This is a genomic window from Micromonospora sp. NBRC 110037, assembly GCF_001652995.1.
GTDB lineage: Bacteria > Actinomycetota > Actinomycetes > Mycobacteriales > Micromonosporaceae > Micromonospora > Micromonospora chalcea.
The window spans coordinates 989,956-1,007,046 of the sequence record NZ_BBVA01000002.1 but is presented as its reverse complement, the minus strand read 5'-3'; the positions used below and the strand labels follow the sequence as shown (position 1 = coordinate 1,007,046).

The 17,091-nt window shown below is 71.7% G+C and carries 17 protein-coding genes; 13 read left to right on the top strand and 4 right to left on the bottom strand.

The window, feature by feature from the left end:
- Nucleotides 1-79: 79 nt before the first annotated feature.
- Both A4R25_RS03585 and A4R25_RS03580 read right to left on the bottom strand, forming a co-directional pair.
- Nucleotides 80-1,333: a cytochrome P450 gene (locus A4R25_RS03585; RefSeq protein ID WP_064445591.1), complete on the bottom strand. Its 1,254-nt coding sequence runs from the start codon at nucleotides 1,331-1,333 to the stop codon at nucleotides 80-82.
- A 76-nt stretch (nucleotides 1,334-1,409) separates the two neighbouring features.
- Complete coding sequence (locus A4R25_RS03580) at nucleotides 1,410-2,381, bottom strand: PaaX family transcriptional regulator C-terminal domain-containing protein (protein ID WP_064445590.1); 972 nt, start codon at nucleotides 2,379-2,381, stop codon at nucleotides 1,410-1,412.
- Between the two features lie 242 nt (nucleotides 2,382-2,623).
- Between A4R25_RS03580 and A4R25_RS03575 the strand changes: the two genes are divergently transcribed.
- Nucleotides 2,624-3,991 carry a PHB depolymerase family esterase gene (locus A4R25_RS03575; protein ID WP_082930904.1) on the top strand — a complete coding sequence of 456 codons (1,368 nt, stop codon included), beginning with the start codon at nucleotides 2,624-2,626 and terminating at the stop codon, nucleotides 3,989-3,991.
- Nucleotides 3,992-4,058: 67 nt separating this feature from the next.
- On the opposite strand, the gene A4R25_RS03570 is transcribed toward A4R25_RS03575, so the two are convergent.
- A complete protein-coding gene (locus A4R25_RS03570) occupies nucleotides 4,059-4,814 on the bottom strand; it encodes a GntR family transcriptional regulator (RefSeq protein WP_064445588.1) in 756 nt (251 codons plus the stop codon).
- An 87-nt stretch (nucleotides 4,815-4,901) separates the two neighbouring features.
- Nucleotides 4,902-6,101, bottom strand: coding sequence for a dipeptidase (locus A4R25_RS03565; RefSeq protein WP_064445587.1), 1,200 nt, complete (start codon nucleotides 6,099-6,101; stop codon nucleotides 4,902-4,904).
- 324 nt (nucleotides 6,102-6,425) lie between these two features.
- On the opposite strand from A4R25_RS03565, the gene A4R25_RS03560 reads away from it, so the two are divergent.
- From A4R25_RS03560 to A4R25_RS03505, 12 genes are all read left to right on the top strand, one after another.
- Nucleotides 6,426-6,806 carry a metalloregulator ArsR/SmtB family transcription factor gene (locus A4R25_RS03560; RefSeq protein WP_176722809.1) on the top strand — a complete coding sequence of 127 codons (381 nt, stop codon included), beginning with the start codon at nucleotides 6,426-6,428 and terminating at the stop codon, nucleotides 6,804-6,806.
- Nucleotides 6,760-7,227: an SRPBCC domain-containing protein gene (locus A4R25_RS03555; protein WP_043323230.1), complete on the top strand. Its 468-nt coding sequence runs from the start codon at nucleotides 6,760-6,762 to the stop codon at nucleotides 7,225-7,227. Before A4R25_RS03560 ends, A4R25_RS03555 begins: the two co-directional genes overlap by 47 nt.
- Before the next feature lie 115 nt (nucleotides 7,228-7,342).
- Entirely contained in the window at nucleotides 7,343-8,473 is a 1,131-nt protein-coding gene (locus A4R25_RS03550) for an ABC transporter permease (RefSeq protein ID WP_064445586.1), read from the top strand.
- Nucleotides 8,470-9,195 (top strand): ABC transporter ATP-binding protein, encoded by a 726-nt coding sequence (locus tag A4R25_RS03545; protein WP_064445585.1) that lies wholly within the window; start codon nucleotides 8,470-8,472, stop codon nucleotides 9,193-9,195. Before A4R25_RS03550 ends, A4R25_RS03545 begins: the two co-directional genes overlap by 4 nt.
- A gap of 58 nt (nucleotides 9,196-9,253) precedes the next feature.
- On the top strand, nucleotides 9,254-9,838 hold the full coding sequence (locus A4R25_RS03540) for a TetR/AcrR family transcriptional regulator (protein WP_043323222.1): 585 nt from the start codon (nucleotides 9,254-9,256) through the stop codon (nucleotides 9,836-9,838).
- A 361-nt stretch (nucleotides 9,839-10,199) separates the two neighbouring features.
- A complete protein-coding gene (locus A4R25_RS03535; protein ID WP_043323219.1) occupies nucleotides 10,200-12,227 on the top strand; it encodes an FAD-dependent oxidoreductase in 2,028 nt (675 codons plus the stop codon).
- 63 nt (nucleotides 12,228-12,290) lie between these two features.
- Entirely contained in the window at nucleotides 12,291-13,367 is a 1,077-nt protein-coding gene (locus tag A4R25_RS03530) for a class I SAM-dependent methyltransferase (protein ID WP_064445584.1), read from the top strand.
- The gene (locus tag A4R25_RS03525; protein WP_064445583.1) at nucleotides 13,367-13,678 is read left to right on the top strand and encodes a hypothetical protein; all 312 of its coding nucleotides are present in this window, start codon (nucleotides 13,367-13,369) and stop codon (nucleotides 13,676-13,678) included. The genes A4R25_RS03530 and A4R25_RS03525 overlap by 1 nt, the downstream gene beginning before the upstream one ends.
- Nucleotides 13,678-14,064: a hypothetical protein gene (locus tag A4R25_RS03520; protein WP_043323211.1), complete on the top strand. Its 387-nt coding sequence runs from the start codon at nucleotides 13,678-13,680 to the stop codon at nucleotides 14,062-14,064. The genes A4R25_RS03525 and A4R25_RS03520 overlap by 1 nt, the downstream gene beginning before the upstream one ends.
- 128 nt (nucleotides 14,065-14,192) lie before the next feature.
- The gene (locus A4R25_RS03515; protein ID WP_043323209.1) at nucleotides 14,193-15,302 is read left to right on the top strand and encodes an ABC transporter substrate-binding protein; all 1,110 of its coding nucleotides are present in this window, start codon (nucleotides 14,193-14,195) and stop codon (nucleotides 15,300-15,302) included.
- A gap of 24 nt (nucleotides 15,303-15,326) precedes the next feature.
- A complete protein-coding gene (locus A4R25_RS03510) occupies nucleotides 15,327-16,157 on the top strand; it encodes an ABC transporter ATP-binding protein (RefSeq protein ID WP_082930903.1) in 831 nt (276 codons plus the stop codon).
- A gap of 12 nt (nucleotides 16,158-16,169) precedes the next feature.
- Nucleotides 16,170-17,021, top strand: coding sequence for an ABC transporter permease (locus A4R25_RS03505; protein WP_043323208.1), 852 nt, complete (start codon nucleotides 16,170-16,172; stop codon nucleotides 17,019-17,021).
- The last annotated feature ends 70 nt before the right edge of the window (nucleotides 17,022-17,091 follow it).

The following is a 17,091-nucleotide window of genomic DNA, read 5'->3' as shown; positions in this document are numbered from 1 at the left end:
CCACGGTGCCTGGCGGCGCGCTCGACCTGCTCGACGGAACCTGTGAGGCGCGGAGCGGACACTCCGCGTAGCATCGACCTTACTCGATCAGGTTGGTTTGACAAGGCACCCGATCGGTCAGCCGTACCGGCAGCCGGTCGTACCCGCGCAGCATCAGCGCGCGGCGCGGCCCCGGTTCGGCGGTCAGCGCCGGGAAGCGGTCCAGCAGGCGGGGCAGCACCAGCCGCCCCTCGGCCCGGGCCAGCGTCGCCCCGAAGCAGTAGTGCGGCCCGGCGCTGAACGCCAGGTGCCGGTTGTCGGCGCGGGACGGGTCGAACCGGTCCGGGTCGGGGAAGCGGCGCGGATCCCGGTTCGCCGCGCCGGTCAGCACGACCACCGTCCGCCCGGCCGGCACCGGCAGGCCGGCGACCTCGGTGTCCACCGCGGCGTACCGGACCGCGAAGTGCACCGGCGGCTCGTACCGCAGGATCTCCTCCACGTAGGACGCCGCCACCGACGGGTCGGCGCGCAGCGCGGCCCGCGCGTCCGGCCGTTCGGTGAGCAGCACCAGCCCGTTGCCGAGCAGGTTCGCGGTGGTCCGGAACCCGGCGTTGTACATGATGATCAGGTTGGCGAGCAGCTCGTCGGCGGTCAGCCGGCCGGGTTCGTCGTCCAGGCCGCGCAGCAGCGCGGAGACGAAGTCGTCACGCGGGGTCGCCCGGCGCGCGGCGACCAGGTCGGTGAAGTACGCGGTCAGCTCCGCCGCCGCGACGTTGGCGGCCCGGACCTCGCGCATGGACCGGCGGCCGATCTCCAGCACCGCGTCGAACGCGCGGACCCGGGGCGGGAACCACTCCCGGTCCTCCTCCGGCACGCCCAGCAGCTCGCCGATGACGTCGCTGGGCAGCCGCAGCGCGAAGCGCGCCATGAAGTCGACGGGCCGGCCGGCCGCGCCCGCCTCGGCGAGCCGGTCGAGCAGGTCGTCGGCGATGCGCCCGATGGCCGGTTCCAGCGCGGCGACCCGGCGCGGGGTGAGCGCCTGGGAGAACAGGTGCCGGACCCGGAGGTGGTCGCGTTCGGCGGCGTTGAGCATGGACGACTGGAGGATCCGGGTCACCTGGTGCTGGCGCCAGCGGACGCCGGCCCGGTCCAGGTAGTCGGCGCCGAGCACCCGGAACACCGGGTCGCGCAGCACCCGGTTGACCGCTTCGTAGCCGTGCACGACGAGCGCGTGCGGGTCGCCCGGCCGCAGCCGGGCCGCCTCCCCCGCCTCGTGCAGCCGGGCGTAGAAGGGGTACGGGTCGCGCCGCACCTCGTCGCCGAGCAGCTCGTCGAGGGAGACGCGAACGCTCATGGCCACTCCTCGCGGTCACCGCAGTCCCGTGACCATAGACTCACCGGCGCCGATGTGTCCACGGGACGTCCGGCGGTCAGTCCGGGCCCGCCCCGCAGGCGTCCTCGCGTACGCCGGCGAGCATGTCGGCGGTCGTGTGCGCCTGGATGCCGGGCGGCACCGGATCGGCGAACCGCGCGACGACCGCCCGCACGTGCCGTTGCGCGGGTTCGGCCAGTCCGTCGTAGACGGCGGTGAACAGGTCCCGGGCCGGCCGGCGCAGCCATCCGGCCGGAAGCAGCTCCAGCGGCAGCCGCGGGTCGAGCGTGGGGAACCGCCGGTAGGTGTCCATCACCTCGGTGCGGGCCCGCACCGCCGCCGGACCGTCGACCGACTCCAGCCGGGACGCCAGCGGGGTCCACCGGCGCAGGAAATCCTCGTACTGGGCGCTGATCGCGGCGATGTCCCAGGCGTCGACGGGGGCGCGCTGGCCGGTCACGTCGAGCGCGTCCTGCCGGCCCCGGAACACGGTGACCGCGCCGGGCGCGAGCTGCGCCAGTCGCGACCGGGCCGGCTCCGCCAGCTCGTACGGGGAGATCCACAGCCCGTCGTACAGCGGCGCGAAGCCGAGCCAGCGCAGTTGCCCGCGCAGGGCGCGGCGCTGCGTGCCGCGGTCCTGCGGCAGCGAGAACGCGACCACCGTCCAGCACCCGTCCCACGCCTGCGTGTCGGCGGTGGAGGCGACGATCCAGCTCCCGCCGGCGGAGAGGTCGGCGGCGGCGCCACGACTGAGCCGGTAGAAGCTGTTGCGGCCCTGCCGGCTGCCCTCCAGCACGCCGCGCCGGGCCAGCCGGCTGATCGCGGTACGCGCGCCGGCGCTCGTCACCCCGGTCTCGGCGAGCAGCTCGACGATCGCGGCGGACGGCAGCGGGGCCCGGGTACGCAGCGTGTAGTCGGCCAGGAGGGTCACCGCCACGCTCTGCGGCGAGGTGCCGGCCTGCCGCCGAGGCAGCCGTGGCGTGGGCGCCTCGTCCGGGTAGATCTCCTCGATGTCGAACGGGCTTGGCACACGCGCTCCGGGCTCGGCTCAGGGACGGAGCATCGACTCTAGACGAACGCCGCCGCAGCATATCGGCGTGCTTCGATTGACAGTTCACCGCCCGACGGGAACACTATGTGCCATATGAGCGCGGAGCCGGGCCGGGCAAGCCACATTCCGTGAGCGAGGCGCGACACCGCTGCCGTCCGGGCGGCCGGCGCGGCGCGTGACCGCTCATTCCCGCCTGCACACAGGCGATCGAAGGAGTCTCCGTGAGAATCAGAGCCAAGATGGTGGTGGCCCTGGCCGCGTCGCTGGTGGCGGCCGGCCTGGTGATCCCCACCGTGCAACCCGCGTACGCGGCGTCGCTGGCCGAGGTGACCAGCTTCGGCGACAACCCCGGGCGCATGCGCATGCACGTCTACGTGCCGGACAACCGCCCGTCCCGGCCGGCCACGGTGGTGGCCATGCACGGCTGCGGCGGTTCCGGCCCCGGCTTCTACTCCGGCAGCGAGTTCGCCGGGCTGGCCGACCGGTACGGCTTCATCGTGATCTATCCCAGCGCCACCCAGCAGGCCGGGTTCGGCAACTGCTTCGACACCTGGTCCGACGCGGCCAAGCGCCGCGGCGGCGGCAGTGACCCGGTGTCGCTCATCTCGATGGTCCGCTACGTGCAGCAGCAGTACGGCGCCGACCCGGACCGGGTCTACGCCACCGGCAGCTCGTCCGGCGGCATGATGACCAACCACATGCTGGCGCTCTACCCGGACGTCTTCAAGGCGGGCGCGGCGTTCATGGGGGTGCCGTTCAACTGCTTCGCCGGCGCCTCCGACTACCCGCCCGGGTCCAGCCAGTGCACCGGCGGGAACATGAACCGCACCCCGCAGCAGTGGGGTGACGCGGTCCGCCAGGCGTACCCCGGCTACACCGGGCCGCGTCCCCGCGTGCAGCTGTGGCACGGCACCAACGACACGCTCGTGCCGTACTCGCTGCTGCAGGAGACGATCGAGCAGTGGACGAACGTGTTCGGGCTCAGCCAGAACCCCACCTCCACCGACACGCCGCAGTCCGGCTGGAACCGGCGGCGCTACGCCGACTCCACCGGCACCGTGCAGGTCGAGGCGTACAGCATCCAGGGCGCCGGGCACAGCCTGCCGTCGTCCGGCATGGCTGCGGCGGCGATCGCCTTCTTCGGCCTGACCAGCACGCCCGGGCCGACCACGCCCCCGCCGGGACCGACCACTCCGCCGCCGGGGCCGACCACGCCCCCGCCCGGCCCCACCACCCCGCCGCCGGGACCGACCACGCCGCCGCCCGGCACCGGCGCCTGCTCGGTGCGCATCGAGCTGAACGCCTGGAACAACGGCCTGACCGAGAACATCACCATCAGCAACACCGGCTCGACCGCGGTGAACGGCTGGTCGCTGGCGTTCACGCTGCCCGGCGGCCAGACCATCACCTCCGGCTGGAACGCCTCGTACTCCCCCTCCTCGGGCCAGGTGACGGCGCGCAACGTCTCCTACAACGCGGCCATCCCGGCCGGCGGCTCGACCACCATCGGCTTCCAGGCCACGCACACCGGCAACGCCGGGCGGCCCAGCTCGTTCACCCTCAACGGCCAGTCCTGCACACTCACCTGACCGGCGTACCCCGACCCCGGTGACGTCCGGACGGCGGCCCCGCGACCCCGCGTCGCGGGGCCGCCGGCTACCCGGCCGGTGGGGCCGGTTCCGGAGCCCCGCCGCGGCTGATCCGCAGCGTCAACACGTCGGTGCGAACCGTGATGTGGCCGTGGAACAGCGCCGCTCCGCCCGTCCCGTAACCGACCTGGGTCGCGGTGACCAGCGGATGTCCGACCGCCACGCCGAGCCGCTCGGTGGCCTCGTCGTCGGCGAGCACCGCGGTGAGTTCGATCTCCGCCCGCCGCACCGGCATGCCGGTCGCGCTGGCCAGGAACTCGAACATGTCCAGGTCGATGCTGAGCAGCCCGGACGGGTCGAGGTCGCGGCCGTCGAACCGCAGCGGCAGGTGATCACGGATCCAGGCCGCCGGGACCCCGTCCACGGCGAAGAGCCGGTCGACCCGCCACACCGGCGAGCCCGGCTCCAGTCCGAGGACGCGCGCGCAGTCGGCCGGGCACTTCGCCCGGCTGACCGACGCGTCCTGAAGCGTCGGACGGTGACCCGTGGCGGTGATCCGGTCCCGCAGCGCGGTGACGTCACCGATGGACACCGGCACCCGCTCGGCGTCGTCGTGCACGAAGGTGCCGATCCCCCAGGTCCGGGTCACCACCCCCTCGGCGGCGAGCTGCCCCAGCACCTCGCGCACCGTCGCGCGGCTGACCTCCAGACGATCGGCCAGGTCCCGCTCGTTGGGCAGCTTCTCACCCGACCGGAACTCGCTGCCGATCAGCTGCCGCAGCCGGCCGTGCGCCGCCTGTAGCGCGGTTTCCCGCCGAGCCATCCGCCCTCACCTCATCACTGCCCGCCGCCGCGTCGGCGTACGGAGTGTAGTTCGTCCACGTCCGCTCGGACGATCACCGGCACGGCCTCACCACACCTGCTCCAGCACCCGGATGGTGTTGCCGCCGATCACCTTGGCGATCTCGTCGTCGGAGTAGTCGTGCGCCACCAGCCAGCCCACGATGTTCCCGAACGCCTCGCCCGGATTCTCCAGCCCGGACACGTACTCCACCCGCGGGTGCTGCGGACGGTTGCCGGCGTCGTGGGCGTAGTTGCCGGCGTAGGTGTCGTGCACCCCCACGTGGTCGCCGAACATGGTGTCCGGACCGAACGTGACGTGGTCGATGCCGACCAGGTCCACGCAGTAGGTGAAGTGGTCCATCACCGACTCGATCGAGTGGTGCTGGTGCGCCTGCGAGAGCGTGGTGTGCGGGGCGGCCTCGATGCCGATCACGCCACCCCGCTCGGCGCAGGCCCGGATCACCTCGTCCGGCTTCATCCGGGAGGTGTCCCAGACCGAGCGGGCGCCGGCGTGGGTGATGAACACCGGCACCCGGCTGGCCTCGATCACGTCCAGCGACGTCTGGTCGCCGGAGTGCGAGATGTCGATGGCGATCCCGAGCTTGTTCATCCGGTCCACCGCGCGCCGGCCGAAGTGGGTCAACCCGCCGTCGCGGTCCTCGGAGAGGCCGGAACCGAGCATGTTCGCCTGGCTGTACGCGATGCCCATCTGGCGTACGCCGAAGCCGTAGAGGATGTCGATCCGGTCCAGCTCGTTCTCGATCATCGTGGCTGCTTCCAGGCCGGCCACCAGGGCGATCTGCCCGTTGCGCTTGGCCTCGAAGATCTGTTCGAGCGTGGTCGCCACCACCACGTGGTCCTGCTTGGCGACGTCGGCGAAGCGCAGGCCGATGTCGTAGATGACGTCGTCCCACTTCCAGGCGTGCTCGCTGGTCACGCAGCCGGTGCCGTTCATGAAGTTGTCGAAGACCGCGGTCATGCCGGACCGGGCCAGGCCCTCGAACCCGAAGGAGTTGCGGCCGGTGCGGTTGTAGTCGCGCAACTGCGTCACGTCGGCCGGCAGGATCTTCGGGTGCTCGTGCAGCGAGATGGCCATGTGCTCGCGCAGCAGCCGGGAGACGCGGGCACGCTGGTCGTCGGTCAGGCCAAGGTCGTGTTCCGGCACCCGGCCGATCTGTGGCGCGAGCTCGAAGACCTTGTAGTCCACATGCGGCACCAGGTAGTCGAAGGACCGGTATCCGGCGTAGCGGGGGGCGGGTTCCTGCACTGGTCTACTCACCTCGTCAGCTAGAGGCATGAGGAGTGAGGTCTGACCTCATGCCTCGTGGAACGTACCGAGCGCAAGCACGGCACAGGAATACCTCGTGACCTTTCCGTTACCGGAATCGGGGAACATTCCCGCAGGTCGGGACCGGGCTCCGGCCAGCGGGCCGAGCAACTGAGCCGGCCCCGGCCGAATGCACGAGGCGATCGGGCCGAACGGCGGACCGCGCCTCGATCACCCCCAGTGGTCAGACCACTCGACGGCGAAATGCACGCCGAATGCGCGGCAATGGTGAACCAAGGGGTTCAGTGTTGTACGGTGAACCATGTGGTTCAGCAAGAGACGCTCGACCGGGTCTTCGCCAGCCTGGCCGACCCCACCCGACGCGACATCCTGATCCGGCTCGGCACGGGTCCGGCCACCATCAGCGAGCTCACCGGGCCCACCGGGATGAGCCTCACCGGCATGCGCAAGCACGTCCGCGCGCTGGAGGACGCCGGTCTCGTGGTGACGCAGAAGGTCGGCCGGTCCCGACAGTGCCGGCTCAGCGAGGCCCCGCTGGACACGGCGATGGCCTGGATCAGCTTCTACCGGCGCCTCTGGGCACGCCGCCTGGACGGCCTCGACGCCTATCTCACTCTCACCACGGAGGACCGTGACCATGACGCTCCAGATCCACCTGACCCGACAGCTTCCGGGCACGCCTGAGGAGGCGTTCGACGCCTACACCGACGCCGGCAAACAGAAGATCTGGTTCGGCATCCTGGACGAGGAGCCGGGCATCGTGGAGATCGACGTCGACCTGCGGGTCGGCGGGAAGCAGACAGCCGTCTGGGGGCCCTCCCCCGACATGCTGTTCCGCGAGACCCAGACGTTCCTGGAGATCGACCGCCCGCACCGCCTGGTCACCGAGTCCTCCGGCAGCAGCCCGGACGGCGAGACGATGACCACCCGCGTCGAGGTCACCTTCGAGGAGAAGGACGGCGGCACGCTGATGACCGTGACGCAGAGCGGCTTCCCGGCCCCGGAGCTGCGCGACTTCTTCGCCACCGAGGTGTGGACCGGGGCGTTCGCCCGCATCGAGACGTACCTGACGCGGGAGCGCGGGACGCTGCCCTCGCCCGGCTGACCGGCCGCGCCGTCACGGATTGTGGTCGGGTAGACATCGCCGCGTCCCGCTTTTTGCCGACACCGCGTTGATAAGATCGCGACATGGTGTCGACAAACATGAGAGGTGGCGGCTGATGTTCCTGGCCATTCGTGAGCTGGGGTTCGCGCGGCTGCGATTCGCCCTGATGGGAGCCGTGATCGTGCTGATCTCGGTGCTGATGGTGATGCTGTCCGGCCTGTCCGTCGGGCTGGTCCGCGACGGCGTCTCCGGGCTGCAGAACCTTCCGGTCACCTCGTTCGCGTTCGCCCACGGCGTGCAGCACGACTCGGCGTTCTCGCGCAGCGTGGTGGACGCCTCGACGGTGGACACCTGGCGCGAGCAGCCCGGGGTGGCGGAGGCGACCCCGTTCGGCAACACGCTCATCAACGGGCGTACCGACCGGGGCACCGAGGTCGACCTGGCGCTGTTCGGCGTCGAGACCGACTCGTTCCTGTCGCCCGCGGTCAGCGAGGGCGACCGGCTCGGCCCGGCGGACGGGATCGTGGTGAGCCCCACCGCCGTCGACGCGGGCCTGCGCGTCGGCGACACCGTGACGGTGGACCGGCTCGGCACGAAGCTGCGGGTCGTCGGCGTCACCGAGCAGCAGGACACCTTCGGCCACGTCGACGTGGCGTACGTACCGCTGGCCACGTGGCAGGCGGTCAAGTCCGGCACGCCGGCCGGCACGCAGGTGCCGGCGCAGGCCACCCCGGAGATCACCGCCGTCGCGGTCCGCGCGGCCGACGGCGACTCGGTGGACCTGGCCGCGGGCGACAAGGCCGCCGGCACGGAGAGCCTGACGCTGGAGGAGTCCTACGGCGCCTCGCCGGGCTACACCGCCGAGACGACGACGCTCCAGCTGATACAGGGCTTCCTCTACGCGATCTCGGCGCTCGTGGCCGGCGCGTTCTTCGCGGTCTGGGCGATCCAGCGCAAGCAGGAGGTCGCCGTGCTGCGGGCGCTGGGCGCCTCGACCGGCTGGGTGCTGCGCGACGCCCTCACCCAGGCGCTGATCCTGCTGGCCCTCGCCATCGCCGTCGGCATGGGGATCGGACTCGGCCTCGGCGCGCTGATCTCCGGCGGCAACGTGCCGTTCGCGCTGCACCCGCAGAGCATCGCCGCCGCCGCGGCCGGACTGCTCGTGCTCGGCCTGGTCGGCGCGGCAGCCGCCGTCGTCCGCCTCACCTCCATCGACCCGGCGACCGCCCTGGGAGGCAACCGATGAGCAGCCGGACCACAGCGTCCCCCTCGACGACGGGCACCGCCCCGAGCGATCTCGGCCTGGTCATGCGCGGCGTGCACCTGCGGCACGGCGACGGCGCGGAGACCGTGCACGCGCTCGACAACGTGGACCTGACCGTCGCGCCGGGTGAGCTGGCCGCGATCGTCGGGCCGTCCGGCGCGGGCAAGTCCAGCCTGCTCGCCGTCGCCGGCGGGCTGGCCCGCCCCGATCAGGGCGCCGTCACAGTGGCCGGCCACGACATGACCGTGTCCAGCCGCCGGGCGCGCACCGAGCTTCGCCGCCGGCACGTCGGGTTCGTGTTCCAGTCGGGCAACCTGCTGCCCGCGCTGACCGCTGCCGACCAGCTGCGCCTGCCGCTGCGACTGGGCGGGCGGCGGGACCGCGCCGGACGCGACCCGCTGGAGATGCTCGCGCACGTCGGCCTGGCCGGTAAGGCCGACCGCCGGCCGCACCAGCTCTCCGGCGGCGAGCGCCAGCGCGTCGGCATCGCCCGGGCGCTCATGACACAGCCGTCCGTGCTGCTGGTGGACGAACCGACAGCGGCGCTGGACCGGGCCCGCAGCCACGACATCGTCCAGCTGCTCGCCCAGGAGGCACGGGAGCGGTCGGTGGCGGTGGTCATGGTCACTCACGATCACGACGTGCTGCAGTACTGTGACACCGTCTACGAGATGATCGACGGCAAGCTCGCCACGAGCAGCTGACCGCGACGGCAGGGCGCGACGCGGACCCGGTGCGCGCACCGGAGACTTGGAGGTTGGCGTGCCGAAGATCCAGGCCTCAACCGTCGCCGAGCACCGGGCCGCCCAGCGGGCGGCGCTGCTCGACGCCGCCCGCGCCCTGCTCTCGCAACACCCGGACCAGATCCCCAGCCTCGCCGACGTGGCGCGGCACGCCGGCCTGGCCCGGTCCAGCGCGTACTCCTACTTCAAGTCACGCACCGACATGTTCGACGTGCTCGTCGCCGACACCTTTCCGCGGTGGTCGGCCTTCGTCGAGAACCGGATGGCCGAGGCCCGCACGCCCGGGTCGCGGATCCTGGCGTACGTCGAGGCCAACCTGCAACTGGTTGCCCGGGGCGACCACGCGCTGGCCCGGGCGATGGCGACAGTCGGCAACAGCGAGGTGCTCGCGACCTCCAGCCGCCTCCTGCACGACAGCCTCGAGGCGCCGCTGCGCGCCGCTCTCGCCGACCACGGGGCGAGCGACCCGAACCGGATGGCCGAGGTCATCCAGTCGATCGTCTACGCCCTCAGCCGCATGATCGAGAACGGCCTCGACCTTCCCTCGGCCACCGGCCTCGCTCGCGAGCTGCTCACGCCGTACGTGCGCCCCGCCGCTGCCTGACCCCCGCCACCGCCGGCACGTCCCACCCGGCCGCCTCGCGGCGAGCGTCGCTCCGAACCGGACAGTGCCGACCCGGCCGACCGAACGATCGAAGCGGACCGCCGGCCGGTCGCCGGGCGGCGGCACTGTCATCTCCCGTGGCCGCCCGAACGATCGAGCCACGAATCGACGAACCTTGCCCGCTTGCGTTCCGCCTAGTGGAACAGCAGGTCAGAGGCAGTACGGTTCGGTAAGTTACCGATCAGTAGCCTGTTGACGGAGACCGGCGTCACCCCTACCGTTCCACTCAATCGAACGGCGTACGGTTCAACCGAACGCTCTCGGCCATGCCGAGTGCGGCCCGAAACAGGAAGTCCGAGGCATGCCTGACGACAAGCTTCTCGCTCTTCTCTCCCCCACCCGGCTCGGTCGTCTCACACTGCGGAACCGGGTCTTCGTCCCCGGTCACACCACCAACTTCGGACTGAACAACGTGCCCACCGGGCGCCATGTGGCCTACCACGCGGAGCGCGCCCGGGGCGGCGTCGGCCTGATCATCACCGAGGCGATCCGCGTGCACCCCACGAGCGCGGGCCGCAGCATCAGCCTCGGCAGCTTCGACGACTCGTCGATCCCGGCGTACGCGGCGGTGACCGAGGCCGTGCACGAGCACGGCGCACGCATCTTCGCCCAGATCATGCACGCCGGCCGGCAGGCGAACGGGGACGCGACCCGCACCGCCGCCTGGTCCTCGTCACCGGTGCCGTGGGCGGCCGGCTCACACGTGCCGCACGCGATGGGACGCCGGGACATCGCCGTCGTCGTCGAGGCGTTCGCCGCCGCCGCCCGGCGGATGCGTGATGCCGGCTTCGACGGCCTGGAGGTGCACGCCGGCCACGGCCACCTGCTGCAGCAGTTCCTCTCGCCGCACACCAACACCCGCGCCGACTCCTACGGCGGCAGCCTAGACAACCGGATGCGGCTGACCCGTGAGGTGCTCACCGCGGTGCTGGCCGCCGCGCCGGACCTGCCCGTCGGACTGCGGGTCAGCGCCGACGAGTTCCTGCCCGGCGGTCTCGACCCGGCCGCGGTGCTGGAGATCGTCGGCAAGCTGCGCGCCGACTTCCCGCTCGCCTACGTGCACGTCAGCCACTCCGCCTACCACGGCAGCTGGTCGCTCGCGACGCAGATGGCGGACATGAGCTTCGGCCACGCCCCGTTCCGGCACCACGCGGCGCTGTTCAAGCAGGAGTTCCCGGACCTGCCGGTGCTCGCGGTGTGCCGGCTGGACAGCCTGCCGGAGGCCGCCGAGCTCGTCGCCGCCGGCGAGGCCGACCTGGTCGGCCTGGCCCGCCCGCACATCGCCGACCCGCACCTGGTCCGCAAGGCCGAGCAGGGCCGCCAGCACGAGGTACGCGCCTGCCTCGCCTGCAACCAGGGCTGCATCGGCCGGCTGGAGACCAGCCTGCCGATCTCCTGCGTGGTCAACCCGGAGGTCGGCGCCGAGCGGGAATGGGCGCAGGCCTGGCCGGAGCTGCCCGGACCGTCCGGCGCGCGGAAGGTCCTCGTCGTCGGTGGCGGCCCGGCCGGCCTGGAGGCCGCCCTCTCCGCCCACCGGGCCGGGCACCAGGTGTCGGTGGTCGAGGCGCGCGGGCACCTCGGCGGGCAGGTGGAACTGGCCGCGCGCGTACCCGGACGGGAACGGCTCGGCCTGCTCACCCGCGACCTGGCCCGCGACGTCGAGGCCGCCGGCATCCCGGTACGCCTCGACCACCGCATCGGCGTCGAGGACGTGCTGGCCGGCGGCTACCAGGACGTCGTCCTGGCCACCGGCTCCCGGCCCACCCGGCGGGAGCTGCCCGGCGGCCCGCCGGTGATCGACATCTGGCAGGCCGTCGACGCGCTGAGCGACCCCGACTTCCGGCCGACCGGCGCCGTCGTCGTGCTCGACGACGAGGGCACCTGGGCCGCCGCCTCGGTGGCCGAAGGGCTGGCCCGGCGCGGCGCCCGCGTCCACCTGGTCTCCCCCACCGCCTCGGTGAGCGCCAAGATCACCACGTACTCGCGGCTGGCGCTGCTCAAGCGCTTCGCGGACCTGGGAATCGCGGTGCACCCGATGCGCACGGCGCGCCCGGCGGGCGCCGACGCGGTCGCCCTGGGCGGTCCGCTCGCCGGCGCCGACACCCTCGTCGAGGGCGTCACCACAGTCGTCGACGCCGGCTCGCCGCAGGCCGCCGACGAGTTGTACCGGCAGCTCGACGCGCTGCCCGACGGTCCCCGGATCCACGTCGTCGGCGACGCGAACGCCCCCCGCACGGCCTTCGAGGCCGTCTACGAGGGACGCATGGCGGGAGCGTTCCTCGGCCGCTACGACACCGCGTCCGCAGATCGCGTGCGGTACGCCCACTGACCCGTCCATCCCGGTCGCGGCCCGCCGCGGACCGGTCCTCCCCCACCTGAAGAGGAGACACGCATGCTGGACATCGAGGAGCGCCTCACCCTGGATGAGCGTTCCGCCGTGGACTTCGTCCTCGGCCTGCGCAAGCGCTGGGCGGACACCGTCTACCCGGCGCTGCGCGAGGAGTACGGCGCCACCGGCGCGGCGGCCACCACGGTCGGCGACGCGAGCCAGGTGCTGCGCGGCCTTCCGCTCTACCCGTGGTTCAGCCACCTGGAGCGGGTGCAGCAGAAGATGCTGTGGAAGGTCGCCGGCGACGCGGTGCTCAGCCGCCGCGAGGAGCTGACCGACCAGCTGACGTCGGTGCCCGAGCAGCCGAAGGGCTCGCTGGAGCTGAACCCAGACCTGGAACTGCCCGACTGGTACACCGACTACGACATCCACATCCAGCCCGGCAGCTTCTTCTCCGACGACATGTCGGCCTACGTGTACGAGTTCGGGGCGCGCATCGTCATGCTGCGCGACAACGACGGCTACAAGTTCCACACGCTGTTCGCCAAGACCGCCCTGCCCGAGCTGCCCGCGGCGACCCGGATCGTCGACATCGGATGCGGCTTCGGCAAGAGCACCCGGCCGCTGCCCGCGAAGTACCCGACCGCGCAGGTGATCGGCGTGGACCTGGCCGCGCCGGGTCTACGGCTGGCCCACGCCGAGGCCGAGGCGACCGGACTGGCGATCGACTACCGGCAGGCCGACGGCCGGGCCACCGGCATCGAGTCGGGCAGCTGCGACGTGGTCACCGGCACGATGGTGCTGCACGAGATGCCGGCCACCGCGATCCGGGAAACGATCGTGGAGGCGGCGCGCCTGCTCAAGCCGGGCGGCTCGCTGCGCTTCCTGGAGTTCATGCTCACCGGCGACCCGCTGCGCGACGCCACCGTCTACGAGCACGCCGAGCGCAACAACGAGCCGTTCTTCCACGACCTGTTCGGCTCGGACCTGATCGAGGTCTGCGCCGAGGCGGGCCTGACCGACGTGTCGTGGACCCCGTTCGACGAGCGCCGCAACGGCGTCCAGCCGCAGGGCTGGGGCGACCGTCCCGAGTGGCACTTCCCCTGGGCCGTACTGGCCGCGACCAAGCCGGAGGCGTGATGAGCACCGAGTTCGACTACTTCGGAGACCCCAAGGTCGGCAAGCTGCTCGACCTGGTGCTGCAGCTCTCCACCGAGCTGCACGTGACCCGGCAGCGGGTACGTGTGGTCGAGGCGCTGCTGACCCGTTCCGGCGTGCTGACCGAGGGCGCCGTCGACGGGTTCGCCTCCACCGAGGAGGAGCAGCAGGTCCTCGACCGCGAGCGGGACGCGCTGCTGGCCCGCCTGATGCGCATCCTCACCGAGCACGGCCCCGCGGAGCACCCGCTGCGGGACCAGTGGGAGGCGGCGCTGAGCGAGAAGACCGGCTGATGAGCGCACCGGACGCGCCCGGGCTGATCGACAGCTACCTGCAGCTGTGTGAGGACCGCCGGCTCGACGAGGCCGGCGCGTTCCTCGCGCCGCAGGCCCGGCTGGTCTTCCCGGGCGGCCGGGAGTACTCCTCGCTGCGGGAGATGGCGGCCGCCTCGACCGGGACCTACCGGTGGGTGCGCAAGCACCGGGACCGCTACCTGGTGGGTGACGACAACGGGCGGGTCACCGTGACCTCGCTCGGGCGGCTGTACGGGGAGTGGCTCGACGGCACGCCGTTCGAGGACATCCGCTACGCGGACGTGTTCGTGCTCGACGGCGCGCTGATCGTCGAGCAGCACGTCTACAACGACCTGGCACTGGTCGCGTCGCTGCGCGACGCCTGAGGGCACTGGGGCGTCGCCGCGCGACGCCTGACGGCAACTGTCGCGTCGCGCCGCGACGCCTGATACCCCGCCTCCGCCGCCACGGCGGCGGAGGCGGTCTCCCCCGACTCACGACGAGGTGTGTGCATATGAAACGGAAGTGGGCACTGCTCCCGGCGGCGCTGGCCGCCACGCTGGTTCTCTCCGCCTGCGGCGGCGGCTCCGACGACGAGGCCGGCGGCGAGGGCAAGGAGGCGAAGCTGACCATGGCCATCGCCTCGGCCGTGATCGGCCCGAAGGAGGAGGTGGCCGTCTACGCGGTCGCCAAGGAACTCGGCTACTTCGCCGAGGAGAAGCTGACCGTCGAGACGATCAACGCCGACGGCTCGGTCGCCGCCCTCCAGGCGGTCGCCTCCGGCAGCGGCGACATCACCCCGGCCGACGCCGGCTCGGCGCTCGGCGCGGTGGAGAAGAACGTGCCGATCAAGGCCATCGGCGGCCTGGTGCAGAACTGGCCGTGGGTGATGGCGGTGAAGCCGGACTCCCCGATCACCGGCGGCGCGGACCTGCGCGGCAAGAAGATCGGCGTGATCAGCCTTGCCTCCGGCTCGGCCCCGTACGCCCGCGCCTACGTCAAGGCCGCCGGCCTGGACCCGGCCAAGGACGTCGAGCTGCTGCCGGTGGGCGTCGGCGCGCAGGCCGCCGCCGCGCTCAACGACGGCAAGGTCGACATGCTGGCGCTCTACACCCAGGCGTACGCGGTCATCGAGAACGCCGGCACCCAGCTGAAGTACCTGACCAACCCGGACGTGTTCACCGGCATCCGGTCGCTCACCTTCAGCGTCGGCGCCCGTGACTTCGACGCCAAGAAGGACTCGTACGAGCGGTTCCTGCGCGCGGCGTACAAGGCGATGCTCTTCTCGGCCAAGAACCCCGAGGCCGCCATGAAGATCGGCTACAAGGTCTTCCCGCAGATCCTCGCCGGCAAGTCCGCCGACGAGCGGCTCAAGGCGGACACCGAGAGCCTCGCCGCGTGGCTGAAGACGGCCACGCCGGCCAGCGGCGAGCCGGAGCAGTTCGGTGACTGGGGCGCGATCAGCGACGACGAGTGGGCGAAGACCCAGGCGTACACCAAGGAGGCCGGCCAGATCTCCGGTGACGTCGACCTGAAGAAGCTCTGGGACCCGAGCCTGCTCTCCGGCGCGAACAACTTCGACAAGGCCGCGGTGCTCAGCAAGGCCGCGAACTACACCGCCTAGCAGCGGACAGCGGAAGGGATTTCGATGGCCATCAAGGCGACGGCCCGCCGGGCGCAGACGCAGGCTCCGGCATCGGTGTCGGAAGACTCCTGGATCGAGATCGACGGGCTGGACAAGGAGTACCGGCCCCGGAAGTCGGCACCGACCCTGGCGTTGAGCGACATCAACCTGACGGTACGTCGCGGCGAGTTCATCTCGGTCGTGGGACCGTCCGGGTGCGGCAAGACCACTTTGCTGAAGATCCTCGCCGGGCTCAGCCCGAAGACCGGCGGCGCGGTACGGATCGCCGGGCGGGACGTGACGAAGCCCCTTCCCGAGGTCGGGATGGTGTTCCAGGCACCGACGCTGCTGCCCTGGCGCACCATCTTCGACAACGTGATGGTGCCGGCGGAGATCCAGCGACTGGATCCCCGCCGGCACCGGGAACGCGCGCAGCAACTGCTCGAGATGGTCGGTCTCAACGGCTTCGAGCAGAAGTACCCGCACGAGCTCAGCGGCGGTATGCAGCAGCGGGCCGGCATCTGCCGGGCGCTCGTGCACGACCCGGCGGTGCTGCTGATGGACGAGCCGTTCGGCGCGCTCGACGCGATGACCCGCGAGTACATGAACGTGGAGCTGCTGCGGATCTGGCAGGAGAGCAACCAGACGATCGTGCTGGTCACGCACTCCATCCCGGAGGCGGTCTTCCTCTCCGACCGCGTGGTGGTGCTCAGCCCCCGGCCGGGCCGGATCGCCGAGGTCATGGACATCGACCTGGAGCGTCCGCGTGACCTCGGCATCATGTCGTCCGACCGGGCCGGGGTCTATGTGGAACGGATCCGCCGACACTTCAACGCCGCCGGCGTAATCGACTGACGAGGGACAGCCATGGCAACAAGCAACCTGGTCCGCAAGCCGGCCCAGCCACCGGCGCCGTCCGCCCGGCCCGCCCGGCGCAAGTTCGACCTGCGGGAGAAGCCCCAGCTCTGGCTGGTCCCGACGGTCTTCGTCGTGGTCGTGCTGGCCTGGGAGTACGGCGTCCAGCTCCTCGGCGTCGACGAGTACGTCCTGCCGCTGCCGTCGAGCGTGGTCGAGTCGCTGTGGCAGCAGCTCGGCGACGACCAGTTCTGGGGTCACTTCTGGGTGACCACGCAGGAGGCGCTGCTCGGGTTCGTGATCGGCGTCGGCGCCGCCCTGGTGCTCGGCACGTTCATCTCCCAGATCAAGATCGTCGAAGCCACGCTGATGCCGTACATCGTGGCCTTCCAGACCGTGCCCAAGGTCGCCCTGGCCCCGCTGTTCGTGGTCTGGTTCGGTTTCGGCCTGACCAGCAAGGTGGTCATGGCCGCGGTGATCTCGTTCTTCCCGATGCTGGTGAACGTCATCGAGGGTCTGCGCGCGGCCGACGCCGACAAGATCCAGATGCTGACGGTGTTCGGCGCGAGCAAGGCGCAGATCTTCCGGATGGTGCGGCTGCCCAGCGCGCTGCCGTTCATCTTCGCCGGCCTGGACATCGGCATCGTCTTCGCCATCCTCGGCGCGGTCGTCGGCGAGTTCATCGGCGCCAAGGAGGGCCTGGGCTACCTGCTGCTGCAGACCAACTACAACTTCGACATCGCCGGCATGTTCGCCGTGCTGGTGGTGCTGTCGCTGATGGGTCTGGTGGCGCACTTCGTGATCCGGCTGCTGCAGAAGCGGCTGGCCTTCTGGGCCGAGGACACGAAGGTGATCGGCGCGTGACGGCAGTGGACGGGACCGCCGTCACGTGTTGGGGGCACCGGTCGGGCGTGCGCAACGCCCGCCCGGCCGG